The organism is Martinezella rhizogenes (genome assembly GCF_007002745.1).
Taxonomy (GTDB): domain Bacteria; phylum Pseudomonadota; class Alphaproteobacteria; order Rhizobiales; family Rhizobiaceae; genus Agrobacterium; species Agrobacterium cucumeris.
The window spans coordinates 131,954-155,744 of the sequence record NZ_SGNY01000011.1; the positions used below are offsets into that span (position 1 = coordinate 131,954).

16 protein-coding genes and 1 pseudogene are annotated in these 23,791 nt (G+C 56.7%); 4 read left to right on the forward strand and 13 right to left on the reverse strand.

The window, feature by feature from the left end; genetic code table 11:
* Positions 1 to 36 precede the first annotated feature (36 nt).
* The 3 genes from EXN68_RS24525 to EXN68_RS24535 form a co-directional block, all read right to left on the reverse strand.
* Positions 37 to 4,899 carry a P-loop NTPase family protein gene (locus EXN68_RS24525; RefSeq protein ID WP_237681481.1) on the reverse strand — a complete coding sequence of 1,621 codons (4,863 nt, stop codon included), beginning with the start codon at positions 4,897 to 4,899 and terminating at the stop codon, positions 37 to 39.
* Between the two features lie 59 nt (positions 4,900 to 4,958).
* Positions 4,959 to 6,416 carry a Shedu immune nuclease family protein gene (locus EXN68_RS24530; RefSeq protein WP_142843348.1) on the reverse strand — a complete coding sequence of 486 codons (1,458 nt, stop codon included), beginning with the start codon at positions 6,414 to 6,416 and terminating at the stop codon, positions 4,959 to 4,961.
* A 253-nt stretch (positions 6,417 to 6,669) separates the two neighbouring features.
* Positions 6,670 to 7,290 carry a hypothetical protein gene (locus EXN68_RS24535; protein WP_142843349.1) on the reverse strand — a complete coding sequence of 207 codons (621 nt, stop codon included), beginning with the start codon at positions 7,288 to 7,290 and terminating at the stop codon, positions 6,670 to 6,672.
* Positions 7,291 to 7,444: 154 nt separating this feature from the next.
* Between EXN68_RS24535 and istA the strand changes: the two are divergent.
* Positions 7,445 to 9,014 (forward strand): annotated as a pseudogene (istA, locus tag EXN68_RS24540) (IS21 family transposase).
* Positions 8,944 to 9,678, forward strand: coding sequence for an IS21-like element helper ATPase IstB (gene istB / locus EXN68_RS24545; RefSeq protein WP_142843351.1), 735 nt, complete (start codon positions 8,944 to 8,946; stop codon positions 9,676 to 9,678). The pseudogene istA and the gene istB overlap by 71 nt, the downstream one beginning before the upstream one ends.
* Before the next feature lie 114 nt (positions 9,679 to 9,792).
* On the opposite strand, the gene EXN68_RS27505 is transcribed toward istB, so the two are convergent.
* The 7 genes from EXN68_RS27505 to EXN68_RS24575 all read right to left on the reverse strand — a co-directional run bounded on the left by EXN68_RS27505 (position 9,793) and on the right by EXN68_RS24575 (position 16,234).
* Positions 9,793 to 10,218, reverse strand: coding sequence for a DUF3883 domain-containing protein (locus tag EXN68_RS27505; protein WP_161991476.1), 426 nt, complete (start codon positions 10,216 to 10,218; stop codon positions 9,793 to 9,795).
* A complete protein-coding gene (locus tag EXN68_RS24550) occupies positions 10,215 to 10,766 on the reverse strand; it encodes a hypothetical protein (RefSeq protein WP_142843352.1) in 552 nt (183 codons plus the stop codon). The genes EXN68_RS27505 and EXN68_RS24550 overlap by 4 nt, the downstream gene beginning before the upstream one ends.
* A gap of 124 nt (positions 10,767 to 10,890) precedes the next feature.
* Positions 10,891 to 11,739, reverse strand: coding sequence for a hypothetical protein (locus EXN68_RS24555; RefSeq protein ID WP_142843353.1), 849 nt, complete (start codon positions 11,737 to 11,739; stop codon positions 10,891 to 10,893).
* Entirely contained in the window at positions 11,693 to 12,715 is a 1,023-nt protein-coding gene (locus EXN68_RS24560; RefSeq protein WP_142843354.1) for a hypothetical protein, read from the reverse strand. Before EXN68_RS24560 ends, EXN68_RS24555 begins: the two co-directional genes overlap by 47 nt.
* Before the next feature lie 90 nt (positions 12,716 to 12,805).
* Positions 12,806 to 14,839 (reverse strand): hypothetical protein, encoded by a 2,034-nt coding sequence (locus EXN68_RS24565; protein WP_142843355.1) that lies wholly within the window; start codon positions 14,837 to 14,839, stop codon positions 12,806 to 12,808.
* Entirely contained in the window at positions 14,836 to 15,324 is a 489-nt protein-coding gene (locus tag EXN68_RS24570) for a helix-turn-helix domain-containing protein (RefSeq protein WP_142843356.1), read from the reverse strand. Before EXN68_RS24570 ends, EXN68_RS24565 begins: the two co-directional genes overlap by 4 nt.
* Entirely contained in the window at positions 15,314 to 16,234 is a 921-nt protein-coding gene (locus EXN68_RS24575) for a hypothetical protein (protein ID WP_237681482.1), read from the reverse strand. Before EXN68_RS24575 ends, EXN68_RS24570 begins: the two co-directional genes overlap by 11 nt.
* A gap of 481 nt (positions 16,235 to 16,715) precedes the next feature.
* Between EXN68_RS24575 and EXN68_RS24580 the strand changes: the two genes are divergently transcribed.
* A complete protein-coding gene (locus EXN68_RS24580; RefSeq protein WP_161596374.1) occupies positions 16,716 to 20,015 on the forward strand; it encodes a DEAD/DEAH box helicase in 3,300 nt (1,099 codons plus the stop codon).
* Positions 20,016 to 20,109: 94 nt separating this feature from the next.
* On the forward strand, positions 20,110 to 20,424 hold the full coding sequence (locus EXN68_RS27745; protein WP_142843358.1) for a VpaChn25_0724 family phage protein: 315 nt from the start codon (positions 20,110 to 20,112) through the stop codon (positions 20,422 to 20,424).
* 244 nt (positions 20,425 to 20,668) lie between these two features.
* Here the strand turns inward: EXN68_RS27745 and EXN68_RS24590 are convergent, their stop codons facing one another.
* From EXN68_RS24590 to EXN68_RS24600, 3 genes are all read right to left on the reverse strand, one after another.
* On the reverse strand, positions 20,669 to 22,303 hold the full coding sequence (locus EXN68_RS24590; RefSeq protein WP_142843359.1) for an FAD-binding protein: 1,635 nt from the start codon (positions 22,301 to 22,303) through the stop codon (positions 20,669 to 20,671).
* Between the two features lie 11 nt (positions 22,304 to 22,314).
* A complete protein-coding gene (locus EXN68_RS24595) occupies positions 22,315 to 23,046 on the reverse strand; it encodes a GntR family transcriptional regulator (protein WP_142843360.1) in 732 nt (243 codons plus the stop codon).
* A gap of 87 nt (positions 23,047 to 23,133) precedes the next feature.
* Entirely contained in the window at positions 23,134 to 23,790 is a 657-nt protein-coding gene (locus tag EXN68_RS24600; RefSeq protein ID WP_237681488.1) for an amino acid ABC transporter permease, read from the reverse strand.
* Position 23,791 lies beyond the last annotated feature (1 nt).

Genomic DNA, 23,791 nt, shown 5'->3' on the forward strand with positions numbered 1-23,791 from the left:
CCCCCTCCTGTTATATGATCTCGGTCCCTGACAACCTCAGCGTAACAGCTCCGGCAAGTCGTAGAGCAGCTTCATCGCGTCGGGCCAGCCGACGTCGGAAAACAGCTTGAGGATCTCAAGCAGTTCGGTGCGGCATACTCCATCTTCAAAAAGGGAACGATAATCCGCAAGGTAGCGCGTGACGATACCGACGATCAATTTGAGCGCGAGGCTTTCGTGGTGATATCCCTCTCGCATGCCGGCGCCTAACAGGATCCCGTGGAGCGCCTTGAAGACACCTGGGGGATCACCAGGGATCAAATATTCGTAGAGCTCGATGAGATGATGATGCGTTGCCGGCTCGTGAGACTTCGACAGCAGTGCCAGCATCGGGCGATAGTCGGCGAGGAAACTGCTCATGGCCTCAGAGGTGTCAAGCCCTTGACTTGGGTTGCTGCTCTCCTGGTATGCCCCTGAACCGAAGTAGAGTTGGTTCATGAGATGGTGGATGATCTGCTCTGCCGCCCGGTATCGGGCAATCGCCGCGTCTCGCGCGGCACCCTCCCTGTCGTCAGCGATCAAAACAGCATAGCTTTCTGTCGCGGCAGCTGAGCAGACTTCAAGGATAAGCATTGACCCACGCTGCGCGCGATCCGAAAGCGGCTGGTCATTATCTTGGTCTGACTTATAGCGCGCGATGAACGCCTCGCGAAGCGGCGAGATGAACGCCATAAGCAGGTCCTGGTTCGTGACCAGATCCTTCAGCCATTCAATTAGCCACTGCAGCGCTTTCTCTCGGCTCTGTCCAGCCCAGAGCTGAGCTACGAGTCCACCCAGAACTTCGGAAAGTTCATCGCGGCCGGAATTCTCTCTCCGAACGAAGCTGTGGCGGCGCTGTTCGACGATCTCCATCAGCCCTTCCGCGCGGTCGACGTCGCTCCAGATCAAACGTGACAGGACGTGAGCGACGTGGAACGTAAGTACATCGACATTTGGTTCATTGCGCACGATGCGCTCGGCCAGCTCCCACATTTTTTGCGGCGCGACACGACTTAGTACCTGCAGGTTTTCGGCCGCTTGCACCCGCACCACTGGTACCGGGTCCGCCAGAACCGCTTCAATCATGTCGATTATTTCGGGGCGATCCTCTCCGAACCTATTTGCAAGGTGCACATAGGCCTCGGCCGCATATACACGAACTGCCCAATTGCCATAGCTGCGTACGTTGTCTTCACCGTCTTTCGACTCCGGGAACCGGCTTGCCCAAAGGCGACCCAGAACGCCAAGCAATAAAGCGAGCGAAGGCATACCCTCGTTTTCGGGGACATACGCTTCGCTACCAGCGATCATTTCGATCGCATTGCTAATATTGCCCCAGACAGGCTGTTCGACGCTTGCATGGAGGGAAGCGGCGTTCGCGTCGAACAGAAAAATGGTCGCTTCTGTCTCCAGCCACAAAGCCGACAAAGCAGTCGCGTTGCTTTGAGAGGGAGTTTGCCTCACCCTCTCCGCAAGCGCTTCCGACTGGTCGATCATTTGCGCGTTCATGCCGTCTTCGACATCGACGCCTTCTTCGGCGAGGATTTGGCGCATCATTCCGCGCGCAGGCCCTGAGGTGACCGTCATAGTTCGAAGAGGCGGATTTCCGGCAAGCTCGCCCGCGTTCGCCAGTTCGGCGCGGAACGCACGCATCGCATCTGTTGCTATCGACGCCTCATCGACGGAAGAGAGGAAACGGCTCAAGACCCGTCGCCACCAACGCTGTTCATATTCGTCGCTGAACAGATCTGGGCGAAGAACCTCTGCTTCGAAATCCGCGCGACCCTCGATCGAACGGTGAGGATAGGCGGCGGCCACAAAGCGAACGGCATCCCTGACTGTAACCTGATGGGTGAGGATCGTAAGATTGCTCGCATACGGCCACAGCTCCCCTGCGAGCTCAGCGACCCGCTCCGCCCCGACGCCTAGCAGCCGCGCCCACACGGCAGGACTTGAATATCCAATTGCGGCTGCCTCGATGCACTCGACAAATGCAGCCGTCGGGCAACCTCGCAAAAAGCCGACAAAATGGCCAAGAACATTATCCTCCGTGCCGCTACCCCGTCCGTTAGATTGATCCCACGCGAGTTGCGCAAAATCGTTGCCAATGAGATCGAACGGCTCGCGCCCGGCGACGAATACACGGCGCCGTCGATCGCCAATCTGAAGATCACGATCAATTTCACCCAATGCCACCTCGATCGCAGCGCGCGTGCCTGCATATGCCGATAGGTCAAGCAGCTGCCGCGCGTCCTTGCCCAGATGATATCGACAGTGGAGATAGTCCTGTCTGCGGTTTGAGGAAAGCGGCATGATCCGGCTGGGCTGGCCGCCAAAATGCGAGACACTGTCATCGCTGATTTCGCGCGAGTAAAGCACTCGGTAAATTTCGACGGCGAAGTGGGTATCTGATCGGGCAATCGGCAAGATCTGTTCCGTCAGCCAGCTCGCTTCCTTGTCGGCGTACGCCGAAAAGTGTGGATCGCGCAGGATACGATCCAGCAGCGCCCGGGATGCCGCAGGCTCGGCAGCAAAACTTTTTCCTACGAACCGGATCGCATTTATCGCCGTTTGCTGCATCGGTGGCTCAGCCGTCCAGGCGAGGGTCAAGAGAGCTCGCGAAGTACGGCCGAATAGGTTGAGAAGCGGCACATCAGACAGATCAGCTTTTTCGAACAATATCTGGAGCAGGAGCCGCGTCGGATCGGACATTTCGCGAACGCCTGTCGTGATCGCGGTGTCAGCGACCTCTGCCCACGCAGTCGCCGTCTGGCGCGCAACACCTCCCGAGGTATCGACCAGAAGCCCAACGAAGCGCGCGAGCCGTGACAACAGCGTCGCCATCGCACCATCGGCGGCACGGGCTTGGATCAACGAAATCAGGCCCGCAATGTCAGATGGCGAGTTCACACCCTCTAGCGCCGTCCGCAAGGCGACATTCGCCAATACAGGATCGACGTTGGCATTAGCGTAGATGTCAGCAATCAGCCGCCAAACAGCACGCTTTCCCTCGCTATCGCTACGCCATAGCCGCTCGACGGCAAAACGCAAAGCTGGCGCGAGCATCAGGGCGATCGCACTACCGCCTTTCAGCTGCGCGATCAGGAGCGGGGGATCGTCCCATTCCAAAAAGAACCGTCCGGCGACATGATCGAAGAGAACGTGATGCGAAAAGCTGACGAGGTCCCCCGTTTCAGCAAGCACACCCGAAGCAATCACTTCATCGACATTATCATTTGCAATGAGCACCTTTCGGACCGCGAGGCGGCTGCGGCGAACCATCACATCAACCGTCGCGCCAGCGGCGCGATGCAGCGGCGTGCCCGGCAGCCGTCGATCCTCATAAGCGTCGATCAGATCCGATTGGGTCGAGACTGTTCGAATACTGTCCGGATCAACGCCATCAGAAAGCAGTTGTGCAGCGAGCGAGAGGTTGAAGATGTTTCGTAGGAGATCGCGCAGCCGCTCAGGTGCCGCATCAAGCAAGTTGCCAAGTGCTCTCGCGTCCGCGCCAGCCTGACGGAGATCTGGATTGCTGAGGCGCGGCACGTTGAAATGGCGAACATTGCGTAGCGTCGGATCGGCGTATTCCGGGTCGGGCGGGGACCCGGGGAGTGCGTCGCGAAAACGCCGGCCATTTCTGAGATCGAACGTGCGGATAGACGCCGCGATCGTCCAGGACTTGTCCTTTGTAGCCATTGTTTCAATTAGCTGCGCGAACACGGCTTCGGCAGGACCGCCGCGCGCTGCATCGAGAGCGTCGATGATGATCAGTTTTCGACCTGCGCCTGGCGCTGCTGCCAGTACCTCGGCTAGCGGTCGAGCGAGCTGAAGCTCGGATTGGAGATCGGTAGCAGTGGCAACGCCTGGGAAGCGATCGACCGAGAGAAAGATGACCCTCTCGCCGGCGGCGCGGCGTGCTTGTGCCAGCGCTACCAGGGCTCCGGTTTTTCCCGCGCCGGGCTCGCCGATGACAATAAGCGAACCGGTCGCGATGGCTGACGCCATGGGGCTGTCACTTTGACGGGGAATTGGTATCCCGCCCTCGATCGGCAAGCGCGTATGGCCAGTCAGCCGGGTAAGCTCTGCATCGGTAACGGCGGAGAGGCGAGCGAAATCGGCGTCATAGCCGGGAGCACCTGTATCGTTGTGATGCAGCGCGCGGAGTGCTCGCAACAGCCCTTCGCGATCCGCTGGCGCACCGCTGCCAATGAGGTTCCGGACAATGGTTTTGAGATCTCGCAAGGGTGCGTCGCCTGCAGCCTCCGAGCCGTAGACGCGTGATCCGAGCACGCGGGAGGCCTCGCGCCAGTTATCTTCGCCCTCGTCCATCGAGAAACGGACGACTTTGAAAAGACGGGCCATCGTGACAAGCTCGTCGTCGCTTGGAGGGTCGACGACAAGATCCACACAGGCGGCGCGTGCGTGGGTCTCGAAGAGTTCCAGTGCGTCGGCTTCAGCCCGGCTGCGCTGCGACTTCACCGTTGTCCAGGTGCCTCCGGTATCGAAAGCCCGGCAGCCTTTCTCGAGCTTATCGAGCGTACGGGGCGCGGTGGTGCTTACCGCAAGGATGGCCCGATAACGCGCGACATCGACGGCAACACCTGTTGTTCGCGCTTCGACCATGGTCCTGACAAGTTGTGCGATGGTTTTGCCAAGTGGGCTTTCGGCACCCTGCGTCAGGCCAGCGCTGGTCTTGCTCTGAAAGTCGATCCGGGTATCGTCATCCTGTCCAAGCTCGATGTCATCGAGGCCTTCTCCAGTCTCCAAACGCAGGCTGACTGGAAGTGCCGCGTTCGCAAGTCCAAAGCGTCCGCCGACCGGAATACGGGCCAGGATATGCGCGGCGAGCCATGTACCGACCTCGGCCTGAAAATCCATGCCTCCCTCGGTCGCGCGTCCACCAGCAGGCTTTGACGTTCGAGCGGCTTTGCGAGCAGTCATCCAAGCAGGTCCTCGAATTGGCGTGCGTGGCTCGGTGTAGTTTTGGGGGCAATCTCGGCCTTTCCGCCAAGTAGATCGCGAAGCGACTTGAGCTTTGAGAGCAGCTCATCGAATGTGATGATGGCTACGCCAGCGAGACTTGCACGATACAGCTCGAAGGCACGCTTTCGTGGACCTTCGGGGATGATACCCGCTAGAATCATTCCCCTGACGCCATAGGTTTCGAGCGGGACCGCGCGGTTCTGCGATTGAAGCCGATAGATGTCGCTACGCAGCTTGTCGATCTGGTCAATCACCTGCGCCACGGCGCCAACTAACTCTGTCGACGCGGTGTATACGCCCCCCCGATATTCCCTTTTGCCGATGAGCTCTTCCCCAGGAGTCTTGATCTCGAGCACCGCTATACTGTCGGTCAGCTTGTTGGTGAGCAGGAAATCGGCAATCTTTTCGCCGGAGCCATTCAGGATCCTGCCTCCCACATGCGCTTGGCCCTGCACGAGCAAAACCGGCACATTGAACGCCATATCGAGAATGAAGGGGTTGGCCTCGAGGAGTTTTTGCCATTGCAGTTCGGTCGTTCGTTCAGCGAACCGCTCCTCGATACGTGCAATCAGTTCATCGAGCGAGGCGAGTTCAATCTCGTCGTGCAGCTTCAGCAGGCCGCCGCGCTGCGACTTCATCGAAGTGCGGACGGACGCCGAGGCCATATTGACCAGGGCTGCCCGGTCGTTATCCGAGAGCTTGGTATCCGTGATCGTGTCACCAATCACGTCGGCGATGTCATCGGGGGCGCGGTCAAAGACCCTTACTGGGAACTTTTCACTGTCCAGGCGCGTCAGAAGATTGGTATACGCAGCCTGTAGCTTCTTCCGCCGCGTCAAAACCTGTGCCTTCTTCTCGAACCTGTTTGCATTCAGGCGTAACTCGTCGAAGAGCGTGTAGCCGATCTCGTATGTCGTACCATCATCCGTCACGCCGACGTCCAGCTCGCGCTTGTAGGTGACACGCAGGTTCGTCACGCCTTCGACTTGCCTGATAGCATTCACGATAAACGAAAGCTTGCGCTCGAGGCCGAGACCGAAATTCGGGTCTTTGACAAATCCCTTCGGCATGCCCTCGGCGAGGAAAGCCTGAACATCCTCGATGGTACGAAATTCGTTGAAATCCTGAAAGAAATCTTCGTCTTCAATGATCTCAATCGACACGATAGGATCATATTTCGGCATCAGGAAATCTTCAGATTCCGGCATGGTGTTGATCGGGAAGAGCGTGGTTGTGTGCTTGCCCGCATCGAAGCGTATGAGCACCTGCGTCGTATTGATTTCGGTGAGGTCAGCGATCGCGATTCGCCGCTCGGATGGTGTGAAGAACACCTCGACGAAGCCGGGCCCCTTTCTCTGCAGGAAAAGAGTACCTTTGTCGTCATCACCGAACTGGGGGCCGAAGGTTGCCATACGCTATCCTATAAATATTGGGAAAACATAGGTGTAACGAGTACAACCTGCAATCGGAGCGGACGGAAAAGGTGGCACTTGCAGGCGAACGGCGCTGTCCCTCTTCACGGTGGTTGCGCCTGCTGAGATCAGAGCAAGCTACCCTGTTCGATAGGCGCGCCCTATCTTGAAACAATTGAAGATCCATAAGGCTCGCGACGAAATAATCAGCGCGTTAGCAGGTGAAACCGACTGGATGCCGTCGTTGCTATCATCATCCACATATGGTGTTCATTTTCAGGAGAAATTTCTTTCGAAGATCTACAGAGTGCGGGTCGGCCAAGGTTGCCAGATATCGATCAAACTCCGCTTCCAACTCTGTGTGGAACAGTGTGCGGTTCACAGTGATCTGACCATTATCGAAGCGCATTATTGGGCCGCTGACCCCGACCGTCATCTTTTCGGTCGCCCCGCTGTGATGGAGTGCGCATCGCCCTTGGCTATAGAACTCGTCAGCCTTCTTCGTCGCCACCATGCCAGCGCCGAGACAATCGATAAATGGCTGCCAGTTGCTCAGGAACTCTCTGAACAGCCGACCGCTTTGACGTGTGTGGTTGGTCACCCCCTCACGGAAACCCTGAATTGTCTCGAGAACGAGGCAATCCAAGGCGAGGATCGCGAAGCCATATGTCTGCGGCTTGTTAGCTTTATCGACATCGATCAGGGTCTGTGCTGGCTTGATGAAGCGGCCCTGTATGCGATCCCTCAGTACATCGACTGCCTTCAGCCATTCCCCCTGTTTCGGATTGTCGGGATCCAGTTCGAGGCCGCGCCAGAACGCGACTGTGTACTTCGGGCTGATCTGGAGGCTACGGCTCTGTGTCGTGTCGCTCATCGGCCTAGCTTTCGAGAACCGCGACACCTGACCCCAACACAGATGTGTTTCGGCGTGGAATATTGACCCCTCTGGCGGGGTGACCGGCGTCCAATTTTGACCCCCCACCTGTTTCGTCTGACCATCCGTCTTTCGCTGGCGGATGGAGGGGGAGTTGAAGCGAGTGGATACGATTGCGCGTGTTCGTCGAGCCTTCCATGTTCAGGGCTGGTCGGTGAAGAGGATCGTCCGGGAGCTGCATGTTTCCCGCAACACAGTTCGCAAGATACTGCGATCTGATCAGACGGACTTTTCCTACGAGCGCGAACGGCAGCCGCTTCCGAAGACCGGGGCCTGGAAGGCTGAGATCGAGCGCTTCCTGGCCGCGAACGAAGGCAAGCCATCTCGTGAACGGCTAACGCTGATCCGGATTTACGAAGAGCTTCGGGCGCTGGGTTACGATGGCAGCTACGATGCGATCCGGCGCTATGCGAAGGGATGGTCGAAGGATCGAGGGGCCGTGACGGCCGAAGCCTACGTGCCGCTCTACTATGCGCCCGGTGAGGCCTATCAGTTCGACTGGAGCCATGAGATCGTCTTGATCCAGGGCGTGACGACGACGGTGAAGGTTGCTCATGTCCGCCTCTGCCACAGCCGGATGATGTTTGCGCGGGCCTACATGCGTGAGAGCCAGGAGATGGTCTTCGACGCGCACGACAGGGCCTTCGACTTCTTCCGTGGCACCTGCACGCGCGGCATCTACGACAACATGAAGACGGCGGTGGAGGCCGTCTTCATCGGCAAGGAACGGCTCTATAATCGCCGTTTCCTGCAGATGTGCAGCCATTATCTCGTCCACCCCGTAGCGTGCACGCCAGCATCCGGCTGGGAGAAAGGACAGGTCGAGAACCAGGTCGGCCTCGTGCGCGAGCGGTTCTTCACGCCACGCCTCAGGGTCAAAAGCCTGGAGGAACTCAATGTTTGGCTGCTCGACAAATGCGTTGCCTATGCCAAGGCCCATAGCCATCCCGAGCAGACGGCGCAGACGATCTGGCAGATGTTCGAGGCTGAACGTGGGTGCCTTGTGCATTACGTCGGCCCATTCGATGGTTTCCACAGCGTTCCGGCCTCGGTGTCGAAGACCTGCACTGTCCGCTTCGACAACAACAAATACTCGGTTCTATCGACTGCCGTCGGCCGCCCCGTCGAGGTTCATGCCTATGCGGACCGGATCGTCATCAAGCAGGATGGTATGACGGTTGCGGAACATCAGCGCAGCTTCGGCCGCGGCAATACCGTCTATGATCCCTGGCACTATGTTCCTGTCCTCGCTCGAAAACCCGGTGCCTTGCGCAACGGCGCTCCCTTCCGCGAATGGGTTTTGCCAACAGCGATGGAGAAGGTCCGCAAGCGGTTGAAGAGCGCCGATGACGGGGATCGGCAGATGGTCACCATACTCGGATGTGTTCCTGCTGATGGTCTTACCGCCGTTGAGGCTGCCTGCCAGGAAGCACTCGATCACGGCGTCTGCTCTGCCTCGGTGATCATCAACATTCTGGCGCGAAGCCGCGATCCGGCTCCCGCCGCAACCCTGCAAATCCCCGATGCGCTTCGGCTTGCCCATGAGCCGGTCGCCGACTGCGACCGTTACGACAGGCTCAGGAGGGTAAGCTGATGGAACGCACGCAGGTTCTCGAACTGATGAGCACGCTGAAGCTTTACGGAATGCGCAGCGCCTACGATGAGGTCATGGGGAATGGCATCAAACGACAACATGAACCGCCGCGCATCGTCGGCGATTTGCTGCAGTCGGAGATCGCAGAGAAGCAGGCACGCTCCATTCGCTATCAGCTCAGCATCGCCAAGCTGCCACTCGCCAAGGACATCGACGACTTCGACTTCGCCGACACGCCCGTCAATGAATCTCTGGTGCGGGAACTGGCCACCGGCACCTTCGTCGCAGACCAGCGCAACGTCGTCCTCGTCGGCGGCACGGGAACCGGCAAGAGCCATCTGGCCATCGCGATTGCCCGTGCTCTCATCCGCAACAGCACACGTGGCCGCTTCTTCAATGTTGTCGATCTGGTCAATCGCCTGGAAACGGAAACGCGCAACGGCAAGCAAGGTCGGATGGCCGACTACCTCACGCGACTCGACTTTATCATTCTCGATGAACTCGGTTACCTACCGTTCGCGCAGGCCGGGGGTCAGCTCCTGTTCCACCTGATCAGCAGGCTCTACGAGCGCACCTCGATCATCGTCACCACGAACCTTGCATTCGGTGAATGGCCGTCGGTGTTCGGCGATGCCAAGATGACGACAGCACTCCTCGATCGCCTGACCCATCACTGCGAGATCGTGGAAACCGGAAACGAGTCCTGGCGCTTCAAGAACCGCTCTCAAAGCTAAAGCCGAAGATACCCATCACCCGCACTTGGCCTACCCTCTGCAACCCCGGCCAGCGCCGGGCAGGCCAAGCGCTGACCGCCTACAGGGGGGTGAAGATTGGACGCCGATAAGGGGTCAACATTCCGAGCCGATTGACAACACAGAGAAGTCGTTGGGCCGGATCTGCTTTCGAACCTCTGGCGGATAGCAATTCCCCCCGCCCTCATAGTTCCTATGGACCGCGCGAGCCTGCTCGTTCGTCAGGACGTAGAATGTCGGTGCCATCGTCCTCAGATCGAGTTCGATGAAGATGAAGAAGTCTGCGTCGCCCTTCTTGTTCATCTCTACAGGCCAACGCGTGATCTCGGTAGGCCGCCGCAGAAACTGTCGAGTCTTCACTTCAATCGATTTCGGCTGTCCATCGACGACAACGATGACATCGTGACCAGGTGCGCCTTCCGGCCTCATATAGGCGGCAAGTCCGAGTGTGTTGAGCTTTGCCACGGTTAGCAGCTCGCCCAGCGTACCGGATTGTGGGGATGACAGTTTTTCCAGCGTCATTGCTCTTCGTATTCCCCAAGAACTTCAACTAGCGGCCCAAGTCCGGTCGTTCCATCGGCGGCCGGGTGGCGGATCCGGTTCGCGGTCAGATGGACGGCCATGAGCGCCATGGCTGGTGTCTTTCCCTGCACCCTGTAGCGAACGCCATCGAGAGCAAATGTCGCCCGGGCTGGGCCGAACTGGATGCTAATGGTGCGATAGATTTGCGGATACGAGACCATGATGAGTTTCGATATACCCGGCACGGATGTCGTCCAAGCATTGTCCTGACCGCTCTCTCGAACCTTGTCGAAGGTCTCAGTCATCGACTGCGGCGGCCACATATCGAAGGCCATGACAGACTGGATCTTCCGATCGAGGAAACTTCCCGGGTCCCCGGTCGCGAGATCGTCCATGATCTCGTGGTATGTAACTTTGCGTGGTCGTTTGTTCTCCGGCTTTCGCCGTTCTGCCGCCAGCAGCCTACGCTCCTGGCCCGCGGCCTCCGCCTCATTGGCGCTGCGGTGCAGTCCAAATGACCGGAGGATCTTCGCTATGATTGTCCCCATGTTCCCCCCGACGGCGAATTGTCCCTAAAAATGCTAGGAATTCCGCTCATGGCCAACATATTTCGCCTTCTCTAAAAATCGGACATACTGGTTTTTCAGAGGCGTGATTTCCTATAAGCCTCCTCTATCGGAACCTCGAATTTCGCTCTGCGAGATGGCCATCTATCCGGTTTAGAATGGTCTCAAGACCGAGATAGCGGACGTAGCCGCCTCCGCCCCGCTGGATGATGCCGTCCAAGAAGATCTCGAAGGAATGACCATCACTCGCTAGTCGTGTGACAAAGACAGCTCCACCACTCATGCCGTCCAAAGGCTGCGCGTCCTCAGGATATCGCAGCACGCCGAAGATATTGCGGGAAGCAAGGTCTCCCGACTTGCAGATTGGATGGATCCGCATACCGCCATTCTCCATGACCATTCGCTGGAGATGGCTCGGCAAGCCTGAAGCTAAAGCTAAATCACCAGCGCGACCAGTGAGGCGACGTTCGACGGGGAAGAACTGCTCTCGCGAGTATGCTGGTAGCATTTCGTATTCCACCATACCGATCACATAGTCACTTTCGTCCTCGTTGGCCTCAGGCGAGAAAAGGTATGTGTTGAACGGAATGCTGGTGCTGTCGGTGCCATCGTCCATCAGCACCACCAGATAGTCCATGCGGTCCTTGAAAGCTGTTACTGTTTCGCCCGAGATTGTTGCTATCTGGTGGCGCGTGAAGACGGCAAAATGTCGTCCTCGGTACTGGAAGAGAACAGCGGTGCCCTGAAGACCGAACTGATAACGGCGAGCGACCGTCCCATCTTGCAGAGTGAGCTCGAACCCATCCAGACCGTAATATTCGTCACCAGGAGCGGCGAAACAAAGTGGGCGGATACATCGAGCAGCGATCGTTGGCTCCTGCGGATCCGTGAATTTCAACATAGGAGGATCAATCCTTTCGACGGCGAGCGCGGATTTCGTCAATTTGACGGTCAATCTCTGCCTCGGCGGCCGCGCAGCTCTCCGCGAGATCGTCGCGAAATTGCGAGGTGTCCCTCAGAAAGTCGACATAGGTGGCCACGGCCAGATGGGTGTTTGCCTTAGAGCGCAAACGCTGAACCCGCCGCTTCCATCCTGGTATGGGATCCTTCTTGATCGCCAGGCGGTAGTTAGCGGCGAGCCAGTCAACAAGTTCATGGATGGATCTGTCGGAAAAGCCATTCTCGCGTGCGAACTTATGCCCCTCCGGCAAGAAGGCCAGCCGCCATATCTGGCAATCGATCGTAGCCTGATCTCGCGTGATCCCCTTCCCCTTGGGATACACGCCAGTTGAGATGACATCCAGGTAAACGCTGTTCTCGGTGACGATAGAATCCATATGGTCCGCGAGCGCGCCGATCGTCTTGCCTCTATCGAACTGGCACCGATCCCTCAGCGTTGCACATGCCTTCTCGAAGTCACCTAGTTCGGCCGGATTGCGTCTGCTGCTGTTGAAATACTTTTTCGCGCGTTCCGGGATTACCATCTTGTTGCCGTAGTAAAGACCACGCCCAGGAAAGGCCTTCAGAATGTCGCATGCCACCGAGAAGTAGAAATTAGCGATAGCTGGCAGGATGGCTTCGTGCTGGAGGCCGACATGGTACAGCTCGTTTCGGAATTCGTGCATTATTGCAACTGTCCGTGCCTGTTCCTCTGTGACCATCTTCTCGATACGTGCGAACTTTAGCTTCGCGTCGAAGGACTGTCCGACAGCCTCGGCCAATTCCAACTTATGGGTGTACGCCTCCTCTAAATGGTGCCAACTCTTGAGGTGAACATACTTTTCTGTGGCGAGCTTATGGGCTGCGAGCTCCACCGCATTGTCGGTCAGCATCAGTGCAAACCGAGCATCATGAACGCTGCCCTTGTCCAAATGTTCGAGGGCGAGATCCATTTGATCGAGGAGAGCCGCGTAAAAGCTGAGAGCTGTCATCCTAGGTCAATCTCGTCTGCTGCCGGTCGAGCGCGCTCGCCAGAGAAGTGTTTCATCTTGCGCTCTCGACGACGCCATAGCAATTCGGCTTCAATCAGCTGAGGAAATTGGTTGGAGGACGTGGCCTTTAAGAATGATTTTGGTGCAATCGATCTCGCCTATTATCGGTTCTAGGATCGACAAATCTTCACTCGTGGAGAAAATCACCTGTTGTCCGCGACCCTTTGATGTTGCTGCTCGTCGCAACAGCTGCTCGAAGCTGACCTTCGAAGATGATTGCTGACGCGGTTCGTCGAAGACCAAAACACCTGGATGGTTCGTGCTGTAAGAAGCGGCCAGTTCGAGCAGCCCAAGCTGATAAGCCCATTTCAATCGTATTGCATCGCTTGCGGATGTTTCAAAACCGATCTCAAAACCCTCAACTTCAGGGCGATACGTATCCTGGGAGATAGCAAGATCGTCGGGTTGAAAGGTTTTAAATCCAAACTGCCGCGCCTGTGCACGTAGCAATTCAGACAGACGGTTGAGCTTTGCCTTATCGCTGTCGGATAGCTCATCGTCAGGAAGCGCGCTTCTCTGTTGAAGAAGCGTCATGTACTGCTCAGACAAGGCGCTGAAACCGTTCACCGCGTCATCAAAAAGAGACTGCAGCTCGGAGAAATCTCGAATCTTCCGTTCAATCAGAATGCGTTCTTCGATCGCTGACGCCGAAACGCTCGTCGCCGGTGCCACTAGGTCAGCTCTTAGTGTTCTAATTGCCGTGTAGGCTTCGCTGAGGTCTCGATTTAGCTGTGAAAGTAATCCTTCACGCTCTCGATTTTCCTCTTCCTCGCGCCGAAGGATGTCTTCAAACATCCTGATTTCAGACTTGATGTAAGAGATGTTGTCTTCGATAGGCATGATCGATGCGAGTGCATTTTGAGATAGTAAGGTGTCTTGCAATCCTTGTTCGCAGGTGGGGCAGCGGTCAGGGCTGAGGGACCATTGAACGCCTGAAAAGCGCTGTAGCTTTTGAACATCCTGGTTTTTCTGCAGATCTTCTCGCAGAGTCTGGATGCGCCGCGTCAGGGCATCAACGTCCGCTAATTTTACCTGCCTCACCCCGTTTAATGAAAGGCGCTGGACATTGAGGCTCTCTGCGTGCGCGATCACCTCGGCGAGTTTGGCTTCTATAGCTGGCACATTGTCGGACACAACCGGTACTTCGGCTTGGGAAATAGTGTCGAGTTCGGACTTCAGCTCCCTAAGATGCTCATCAAGTGGCGTCCACCCACCTTGTGTTGCTACTGACACAAACGCTTTCGTGATCGCGTTCAAATCAACGATTGGCTTTCTACCGAGTGCCTCAATGCGGGAGGCAGATCGATTCAGCAGCTGGCTGAGGTCTTGCCAGTTTGTCTCCCACCTGCTGGTAAGAAGGTTGATGCGTTGATCTAACTGTTCACGTTTGCGTTCAATCTCATAGGCCTCGAGCTCCGCGATGAACTCGACCGCTCGTTTATGGACTTCTCGAATGCGGAAATATGTCGGGATGGCTGCGGGAATGGAGGACCACCCGGACTTTTGCTCCACCCAGAAAAGCGGGAACACGGTTTCGAGATAGAGCTTGATGTCTTCCTTCTCGTAGCCCCGAACTACGGGGAGCTCCCAGCCAAGAAAGTTCTCGAAGAAATGATGAAACCCGTCCTCGCGTTGAGCAGCACCCGGATCTCGCACGAAGAACTGCTGGGTCCGATACTGGCCTTCAGGCTCAGACAGGCCAGGGCCGAATTGTACTGTTATTAGGCGGTCATCGAGTTTTGAGACGACAGGGCGATGGACCGTCACTGTTGTGCCGACTGAATTTTCCAGTTCAAGCATCACGTCAGATTCAACGACCCGCACGCTTTCGCCACTATCTGTTATAAGATGGCTTGTCATCGCGTGTGGAAGAGGAATCTCACGGCGAGGGCTTAGCATCCGTTCCAAACCAAGAACGTAAATCATCCCTTGAAGGCAGGTTGATTTACCCATGGTGTTGTCGGCCCAAAGAACATTTAGCCCGTCGGTGAAACCGAGTTCAACTCCGTACCAGCCCTGCTTTGTAAGCGCACGAAGCCTGAGGCGTCTCAATTTGAAGGTCATACAAGATTCTCCGGACGCCAGACCGCTTTCATAAATCCATCAGTCAGCTTCGGCGCCACCTCAGAAAGGAAGGCTCTCTCAGCGTCAAGAACGCCGCTGTCTTTGGCGATTGCCTCAGCTGCTTTGCGACCCTCGTCGGTCAAAACAACCACCGATCCTTTATTGACGCTCACGAGACCCATCGAATGGCTGAGAGCCACCGCGCGGTTTAGCCAAGGCTCGACTCTCACCGAAACGTCGAGTGGACGATACCGTCCCGCGATCAATCCAAGCGCCTCCTCCCGTCCTTCTTCGAGCCGCACATTGTGCGCGAGAAACTGGAGTTTCTGAAAGCTCGCCTTTTTCCCGCGACTGTAAAATACACTTAGGAGCAGTATCGCCATTCCCCAAGCCATCCGCAGGTCGCCGGCGACAGGCTCTGGGCGGACGGTGAACGTGAACTTGGATGTATTAAGTATGTCTAAGAAAGGGCTTTCACGGGACATTTGGGAAATCCAATGGGCATTGCATTATCCATTCAGAGACGGTTCCGAACACGAGTTGATCGATGTTCTCAGGCGATAGATTTGGCGCCGCCCCCTTGATTGCTTCCTTGAGGTTCATAATCTCATCGTTTAGGATGCCGCTTGCCGTAACTGCAGTGGGGCCGGCAAACTCTAAATGGCGCCTCCGGCTTGCAATCACTGTGGCAAGATTGTCATGCAACTCGGGTGCCTGGGATCGAAGAGCACTCATAAGTGCCGCGCCCTGCAGATGATAACGAGTAGCATCCGCAACTGCATCTTCGAGCTTCTGAGGAGTTGTACGCTTCGCGAGCTTCGTGCGAGCGGTTGATAGCAAATCCTGTGAACCCTCCTCCTTCTCCCAAGAGCTAATCTGCGGATTTGTCGGATTCGGAATGCTGAGTTTGATCAACGATAGTTGCGCTGCATTGAGCGTTAGGGCATCAGCGCCGAAAAACGCTTGATCATGAATAAGGACCTCAAAGTCAGTGTCGAGATAAGGCAGTGCTTTCGATCGGAGCTCTGTCGTCTTGTTCGCGCAGTGTATGTTCACGTCCTTGCTGTCGTGTAACGGGCTGAGCAACACCCATCTCTTTATCGGCGCCCCGAGGAAGAGTTTCGATACAATAACGTTGTTTTTTTGTAGTTTTCCAAGATCTTTAGTAATCTTATCTTTTTGCTTTTTCGCGCGTTCAGCGACGCCGATGGGCTCTTCTACCGCGTAACACTGATATGCGACGCTGTCCTTGTTGCAGTAATAGTCGATACCGAGATCACCCTGATCTTTGGCGGGCACCTTGTGGACGTTTAATACGCCATGCCGACAATTCAGGAGGCCAAGCGCAAATATCTCCCAGTCGTCGGGATTCCAAATAATAGTGGTTGACGGCAAGACTTCCCCCAGCATTCAATATAGGCAATCTACATGAAGGACGGTTGCGTGCAATGAGAGACGAGCGGCCGTAGGTAGCAACATTTAAGTTTTTGATCTCATTGGTGGGCGGTCCCGGACTGAATAAGCTGTGGCCTGATGGACCAACCGCAATTTCCCGATGCGAAAGTCGCCATACTCGCGATCACCACGAAATCAGCTGATCCGGGTGCGGTAAAACGGGAGCACGTCTGAGTCGATCGTCGCAACGTCAGCAATCTCAGGCTTGTCGTTCCCGACTTCGACCTGTAGGCGCGCTCTTCGGCATCGAGCCAGCCCGGCAGCATTCGGCCGTGTAGTGGATATCGTTCCGTCGAACTCTCCTGTGGAACAGGCGGCTTCCAAGAGGTCGCCCGACCTTCCCGGCGTTGCGGTGGTCGGGGAGACCCACTACCTTTGAGGGTATAGTCAAGTGACCGCATTTCATTTGCCTGGAGGCGATGTGGATACGCTTTTCAAAGAAGATCTCGAAATTTCACTTCCGCCGCAATTCGCGATAGCTGGTAAAATCCATGGTGCCTCTGTAAGAAAACTTGCCCATCCCGGCTGTAAGCTGATCGCCTCTGCGAACGAGTTCACCGAAAAGCGAGTTCGGGGTCTGTTTCTCCGCAGCCCCGATGGACGGCGCGAGGTGGCGGTGATCCCCCGAAAGACGGACGTGGATCTGCCCAGCGACGAGATACTGCGCCATCCGGCGGCGGTGAGCCTCGCGGAATTCCGGAAAGACCCGACCCCAGGTGTCTGGATCAAGCCCGCCGCCGCCGATGCCAGTAGCATCCCGTTCGAGAAACTCGTAAGCGAATGCGCGGAGATACGCGCATCTTGGCGAGGGGCATTCACCTTTGCCGAAGAGCGCATAGTTGGAGACATCGTTGTCCAGCCCGGTCTCAGGAAGCCGCAAATAGGGGCGATACATGCCGCCCTTGGCCATTGGACCGCTTCTTCCGCCCCAGCAACCATCGTCATGCCAACCGGAACTGGCAAGACCGAGACGATGCTAGCGCTGATGGTCGTGGCCGAGGTCGAGCGGCTTCTTGTCGTCGTGCCGAGCGATGCCTTGCGGACGCAGATCTCGGAGAAGTTCCTGAGCCTCGGGGTTCTCAAGGACAGCGGCTGTCTCGCTGTAGACGCGAAATTGCCCATCGTTGCGACCCTCGATGAAATCCCCAAGTCGGTCGAAGAGGTCGACGACATCTTCAGGCGGGTCAACGTCGTCGTCACGACGATGGACGCGGTCGCCAAGGCAAGCGGAGAAGTCCAGTTGAGGATGGCAGAGCTTGTCACCCACCTTTTCGTTGACGAAGCGCACCACATCGCCGCCAAGACGTGGCGAGAATTCAGAGCCCAGTTCGCAAACCGCATCGTCCTGCAGTTCACAGCGACGCCGTACCGGACCGACGGGCGGCGCGTCGACGGCAAGTTCATCTACAACTACCCGCTCGCCAAGGCATTTGCTGAAAAGTACTTCAAGAAAATCCACTTCAAGCCGATCTACGGGCTTGATCGTGACGACGCCGACCTGCGGATCATCGAGGCCGTCAAGGCCGCGCTGGTCCAGGACGAGGCAGAGGGCCATGTTCATCTTGCGATGGCGCGCTGCCGGATAATCGATACCGCCGTCAAGCTGCATCGCCTCTATTGCAAGCTTCTGCCGGAGTACAATCCAGTCATTGTCTATAGCAGCCTCTCGTCGAAGGCGAAGATGGAGGCTCTCCGGAAGCTGAGGTCCGGAGAAAGCAGGATTGTCGTATGCGTCGACATGTTGGGAGAGGGCTTCGACCTTCCTGAACTCAAGATCGCGGCGCTGCACGACAAGCATCAGAGCGAAGCAGTTACCGTTCAGTTTGTCGGGCGGTTTACGAGGACGAGGAAAGATCTCGGCGACGCGACGGTGATCGCCAACGTCGTGGCCGGCGGCATGCGGGACAGTCTTCAGGCACTCTATAATGAAGACGCCGACTGGAACCATCTGCTCGAAGGCCTCGGAACCCGTAACACTGCCCGCGAAGAGCGGCGGCAGGAAGTATTTGAGGGTTTCGATCTACCACCGACGGATTTTCCGCTGGACCAGGTGACACCTCGCCTCGGTGCGGTCGTCTACGAGACCACTTGCGAGCGATGGGATCCAAACAAGATCGTTGATGCCTATGGGCCCGGCTCCATAGTCGAAGGGCCGTCGATAAATTACGCCGAGCGGCTTGCGATCTGGGTTTTGAAGTCCGAAGAGAAGCTCAAATGGACGTCGATGAGGCAACCCGTAAATACCGCGTATCATCTTTACGCGTGCCACTGGGACGACGAACGTCAACTTCTCTATGTCAGCAGTTCTAACCTGAGCGACCTTCACGCCCGGCTGGCCGAAAAGGTTGCCGGGGCCGACGCGAAGCGAATTCGCGGCGACGATGTTTTCAGGGTGCTCGACGGCTACAAGCGCTTGATCCTCAGCCATCTCGGTCTTTCGGAGGCCGTCCGGAAGCCGATCCGGTATTCCCAGTTCATGGGCAGCGACATAGCTCCTCAGCTAACCGACGATCCTGCCAATCGCGGCCGGATGAAGACGAACATTTTCGGGCAGGGTTACACGGCGAGCGGCAAGTCGACGATCGGGTGTTCCACGAAGGGTAAGATCTGGTCATACGAGTCCGTCCATGGGTTCGCAGGCTGGATGGAGTGGTGCAAGACCATCGGTGCCAAGCTGCAAGATTCATCCATCCAGCCCGACGGTATCCTGCGCCGCCTGGTTCAGCCCACCAAGCTTACTTCGATGCCTCAAAAGCACGCCGTCGCCATCAATTGGCCAGAGGCGGTCCTCCATGTCGATGACGACCGGGTAGATTTGGTTTTCGGCGACGTCTCGGTTCCGTTCTACGATTGCGAGATCCGCATCCTGTCTCAAGTTCCGGGCACCGAGATCGTTATGAGGGTCGGCGGAGATGACAGGTTTGTCGATTTCACGATGACCATAGACGGTTCCGGTGCGCACTATACCCCTACGGTCGCGAGCGGTGTCCGCATCGGTAAAAAGACCACGGATCTGGTTTCATGGTTCAAGGACGATCCGCCTCATATCTACTTCGCTGACGGGAACATGCTTCTGGCGTCCGAGCTACTCAAGCTGCCGGATGACCACGCTCCGCCGTTCGATCCCGAGCGCCTGGTCGTACGCAACTGGACGGGCGTCGACATCAGGAAGGAGTCGCAGGGGAGGGACAAGGACGCGACCAGCATCCAGCGGCGCGTAATCGATGAACTCCTGCAGAGCGGTGGGTTCGATGTCGTCTTCGACGATGACGGGTCCGGGGAATCCGCGGATGTCGTGGCCATCAAGAAGGAGGGCGACGTCATTACGGTGGCGATGTTCCACTGCAAGTACGCGAGCGATGCCACCCCGTCAGCGAGGGTCGGAGATCTCTACGAGGTCTGCGGTCAGACGCAGAAAGCAATCCGGTGGAGGGAGCGGCCCGACCTGTTGTTCGCCCGACTTAGAAAGCGCGAGACTGCGATACAGAAGAGATACGGTCTATCGCGGCTGGAGAAGGGCAGCGTTATCGACCTGATCCAGTGGCACAACCGCTGGAGCGAGTTCGACTATCGTTTCGAGATGACAGCCGTCCAGCCCGGATACTCGAAATCGGAGGCGATCCGGCAGCAAGACAAGGGGCAGCTGGAAATTCTTGCCGCAACGCAATCGCTGCTCATGGACACGTGGGCCATACCATTCACGTTCCAATGCAGTCCCTAAACCGAAGATTTTGAATCTACAGGAAATCGGAAGCGTCAGTCCCTGAGAGTGCTAAATATGGACGATCCCGCTTCCGCTTCGACAGGAAAATTATATGGCCGGTAATGAAGAAGACGTTTTCCGCAAAGCCAAGTCTGAATATCAAGCTCTGCAAATTTTGCAGGTGCTGATGCTCCGTGAAGCGTGTGGTCGGTCTAATGACAGTATTTTGGGGGTGTGCTTGGATAAATGTGGCATGTACGGAGCCCCGGAAGAAATTCGGGCGGTCATAGGTTTCCTTGAGCGATCCGGCTTGGTACGCACGGACAAGGTCGAGGAGTACGTGATCGTCGCGATCACAGATGCGGGCGAACGAGTTGCCGAGGGTAAACAAGTCGTTGATGGAGTGGCGCGCCCGACGCGAAAATAGTGGAGTTGATGACGATACTTCATCGAGCCCGGTCGTGAGAGGAGAAAGATCGGTTGTCTCCAACAAAATCATATGGATACATCATTTCAATGATGCCGCGACTACGGGTGCCAGGTTCGGATCTGTTCAAGGCGTTCCCGATTTCTCAGGTCGGGCACAGGCGATCCTGCTCGGGGCGAGTAGATCCAGGACCTTCTTACAACAATGCTCCTTTCTCGTTCCGACGTGCTTCCGAGGGTTCGCCTCATTCATGCGCGCCTTCGGGCCGCCTGCATGGGCGGCTCCGGCCTGAGTCAGGGTCACCTTCTCCACTCGATCTCAAATTGACCCCGGTGGCATAGGAAGCGGCGAGGATCGGCCCCAGCGTTCCGCCGTGGCCAGGGTAACCCTTTCCGAAGATGCTAGTGGCGACGTTTCCACAGGCGTACAGCCCAGCGATGACTGTCCCGTCGCAACGCATGACTTGCCCATGAGCGGTGGTCCTTAAACCGCCTTTGGTGCCATTATTGCCAGGCAGGATTTCGACGGCATAGAAGGGACCTTCGTTGATAGGTCCAAGGCATGCATTAGGTACGACAGTTGGGTCGCCATAATAGAGGCCGTGAGCGTCTTCCCCACGTTGAAATGCGCGATCACGGCCTTCAAGTGCGTCTTCGTTGAAACGGGCGACCGTATTCCGCAGACCTTGGGCCGAAATCGAGAGTTTATCCGCAAGCTCAGCGAGCGAGGGTTCGGAGTGCATCCAGTTCGGAGCAGCCTCGGTCGGAGGAACTGAGGCGACGGTGTAGCGGGTCTTGAACGCATGGTCGAAGATCAGCCAGGCGGGCCGATTCAGGTACGAAAAAGATCCTGGATCAAAGATATTGAATGCCATTCCAAGATCATTGTATGAGGTCGCCTCGTTGACAAATCGCTCTCCCTTGCTGTTCACCAAAATAGAACCGGGAAGTGCCAGATCTCGAACGATGTTCCGCGTTAGGGGCATTCCATCTAGCTGTTCGCCGGGAATGTGGTATGCCGCTGTCCACCACGCCTCCGTCATATTCGCGACCGCCGCGCCGGCTTCCAGTCCGAATCTCAATCCATCACCGTCATTACCCGGAGGTGTCGTGGCGGCGCTGGTGAAACCGGGCAGGAAAGCGGCCACCATATCCTGGTTCCATTCGAAGCCGCCGGTTGCCAAAATGACGCCGATGCTTGCGGAAATAGCTCCTTTCGCGGTTTCAATGCCGACACAGCGTCGACCTTCGAACGAAAGATCAGTCGCGGGCATGCTGACATGAAAATCGACGCCCGCCTGTGCGCAAGCCTGAGCCAAACCTGCGACCAATCCCGCACCTTGCGTGCGGACATTTCGCCCTTGACGATCTGTGACAATGTCGACAGAAATGCCCTTCTTAGCTTCCGTTGAAGTCACTGGTTGCCGCAAGGTCGAATAGCGCAGTTTCTGGAATAGCAAAGGATCCATGGAGGGCTCGAACGGCAGGGGCTCCACCGAGCGCCCGGTCTTGGCACCTGCCCATCCGGGATGATAATCGGGGCGGTCAACACTGAAAAATCGTAGATCCGAGCGCCCTTCGATAAACCGCAGCATTTCGGGGCCATTCTTCAGAAACGCCAGAAGCAATTCGGAGGACGTTTCGCCGAGCGTTAGACGGTCAAGGTAGATCTTGGCGTCGCCCTCGTCGTCGGCGAAACCGGAAGCAGCCATCACATGATTGTTTGGGATCCAGATGCCGCCACCAGATATCGCCGTTGTCCCACCGATGAGGTGAGACTTTTCGAAGACGCCGACCGATAGTCCTTGATCAACTGCGGCGAGTGCGGCTACCAGACCGGCGCCGCCGCTTCCCAGCACGATGATGTCATAGCTTCGCATGTTTCGTGTTCCTAGATAACCGATCTGCTTACCCGTCTGTCGTGACTGTTCAAGAGGTTCCGGCGGGTTTCTTCCGTCAATGTGAGAATGTTCACACGGACATGTGCCTCAATTTCGCTGGCAGCTTTCTTGTTGACATAGGCTTCGATGATCCACTCATGCCCAGCGAGGGTAGACTTACCGCTGTCCCGGCCCAAAGTGTGAAGGATCGTCGCTTCCGTTCGAGGTTGAATGAAACGGTTGATCATGGCGATCCTCGACCGCAATTGGCCGATCTGATCCACGATCGTGGTGTTTGGGCACCGTCGGTTGATGACAGCATGAAAGTCGAGATTTCCCTGGGTCCAGCTCGGCAGGTCGAACGACGCCAGCGCCTTTGCCATCTCGGCGTTGATAGCCTTCAGCTGTTTGATGTCGCCGGCAGTAATTCTCGGCGCCGCAGCGCCAGTGACGTAGCCCTCCAGCACCGCCAGAAGCTCCATCTGCTCGGCCCAAAGGTCCGGATCCGCGCCCGCGACGATTGCGCCCGAATTCTTGCTGAAGATCACGAGGCTTTCTGCCTCAAGGCGACGAATAGCCTCCCGGACTGGAACCGGACTGATCGACAACTCCTTTGCCAGTGTGTCGATCACTAAGCGCTGCTTTGGCGCATAAAGCCCGCGATCGATCCCCTCCTTGATATAGTCGTATGCGAGCTGCTGCTTGCTTTTTGCTGCTGTGGCAGGTGCCATCACCTTTGCCATGCGGTTTACTCTCCAACGACGATGTCAAATATAAAATCAGATTTGATTTCCCTTCGACCTAGCGGCTTCGACAGCTGTCGGCAAGCCTTACCGCTTCCAAGCCAGGCGTCGTTCCAGGCTTATGCTCAACCTGGAGAGTGCAAAGACGATGATGATGAAAATCAGACCAACCGCGGTCAGATACTCGAATTGCTTGTAGGTGATGGCTGCCTGGGCATTGGCGACATAGACGATATCCTTGACGCCGATGACGCCGACGATGGCGGAATCCTTTAATATCACGATGAACTGATTCAAGAGAAGCGGGATAGCGGTCCGCAGCGCTTGAGGCCAGATGATGATCGAATTCGTTTTCCATCTCGTCATGCCCATGGCAGCGGCTGCTTCCCATTGGCCGCGATCAATGGTGAGGAGTGCAGACCGATAGATCTCGGCGACATATGCTGTGTTCAGCAGTGTCAACGAGATGATGGCCGCAGTAACCGGATCCATTTTCCAGCCGGTGACGCCCGCAAGGGCGAAATATACCAAAAGCACGTAGACGTATGGCGACAGCGAGCGAAAGATCTGGATGTAGAGAAACCCGACAGATCGCCCAACGGGGGATCTGCTTCGCAACAGGGAAACGATCACCCCGCCGAGCGCCATGGAGCAGGCGAGGGTTATTATCGCAATCAGAAACGTAAAGCGCAGCCCGTACAGCATCGCGGGCATGAAATTCAACACAGTTGTCCAACTATTCATG

Coding starts and splice junctions, on each gene's coding strand:
- EXN68_RS24600 (WP_237681488.1), bottom strand. CDS start 23,790: ATGAATAGTTGGACAACTGTGTTGAATTTCATGCCCGCGATGCTGTAC.
- EXN68_RS24595 (WP_142843360.1), bottom strand. CDS start 23,046: ATGGCAAAGGTGATGGCACCTGCCACAGCAGCAAAAAGCAAGCAGCAG.
- EXN68_RS24550 (WP_142843352.1), bottom strand. CDS start 10,766: ATGGGGACAATCATAGCGAAGATCCTCCGGTCATTTGGACTGCACCGC.
- EXN68_RS24590 (WP_142843359.1), bottom strand. CDS start 22,303: ATGCGAAGCTATGACATCATCGTGCTGGGAAGCGGCGGCGCCGGTCTG.
- EXN68_RS27745 (WP_142843358.1), top strand. CDS start 20,110: ATGGCCGGTAATGAAGAAGACGTTTTCCGCAAAGCCAAGTCTGAATAT.
- EXN68_RS24565 (WP_142843355.1), bottom strand. CDS start 14,839: ATGACCTTCAAATTGAGACGCCTCAGGCTTCGTGCGCTTACAAAGCAG.
- EXN68_RS24570 (WP_142843356.1), bottom strand. CDS start 15,324: ATGTCCCGTGAAAGCCCTTTCTTAGACATACTTAATACATCCAAGTTC.
- EXN68_RS24535 (WP_142843349.1), bottom strand. CDS start 7,290: ATGAGCGACACGACACAGAGCCGTAGCCTCCAGATCAGCCCGAAGTAC.
- EXN68_RS27505 (WP_161991476.1), bottom strand. CDS start 10,218: ATGACGCTGGAAAAACTGTCATCCCCACAATCCGGTACGCTGGGCGAG.
- EXN68_RS24525 (WP_237681481.1), bottom strand. CDS start 4,899: ATGGATTTTCAGGCCGAGGTCGGTACATGGCTCGCCGCGCATATCCTG.
- EXN68_RS24530 (WP_142843348.1), bottom strand. CDS start 6,416: ATGGCAACCTTCGGCCCCCAGTTCGGTGATGACGACAAAGGTACTCTT.
- istB (WP_142843351.1), top strand. CDS start 8,944: ATGGAACGCACGCAGGTTCTCGAACTGATGAGCACGCTGAAGCTTTAC.
- EXN68_RS24560 (WP_142843354.1), bottom strand. CDS start 12,715: ATGACAGCTCTCAGCTTTTACGCGGCTCTCCTCGATCAAATGGATCTC.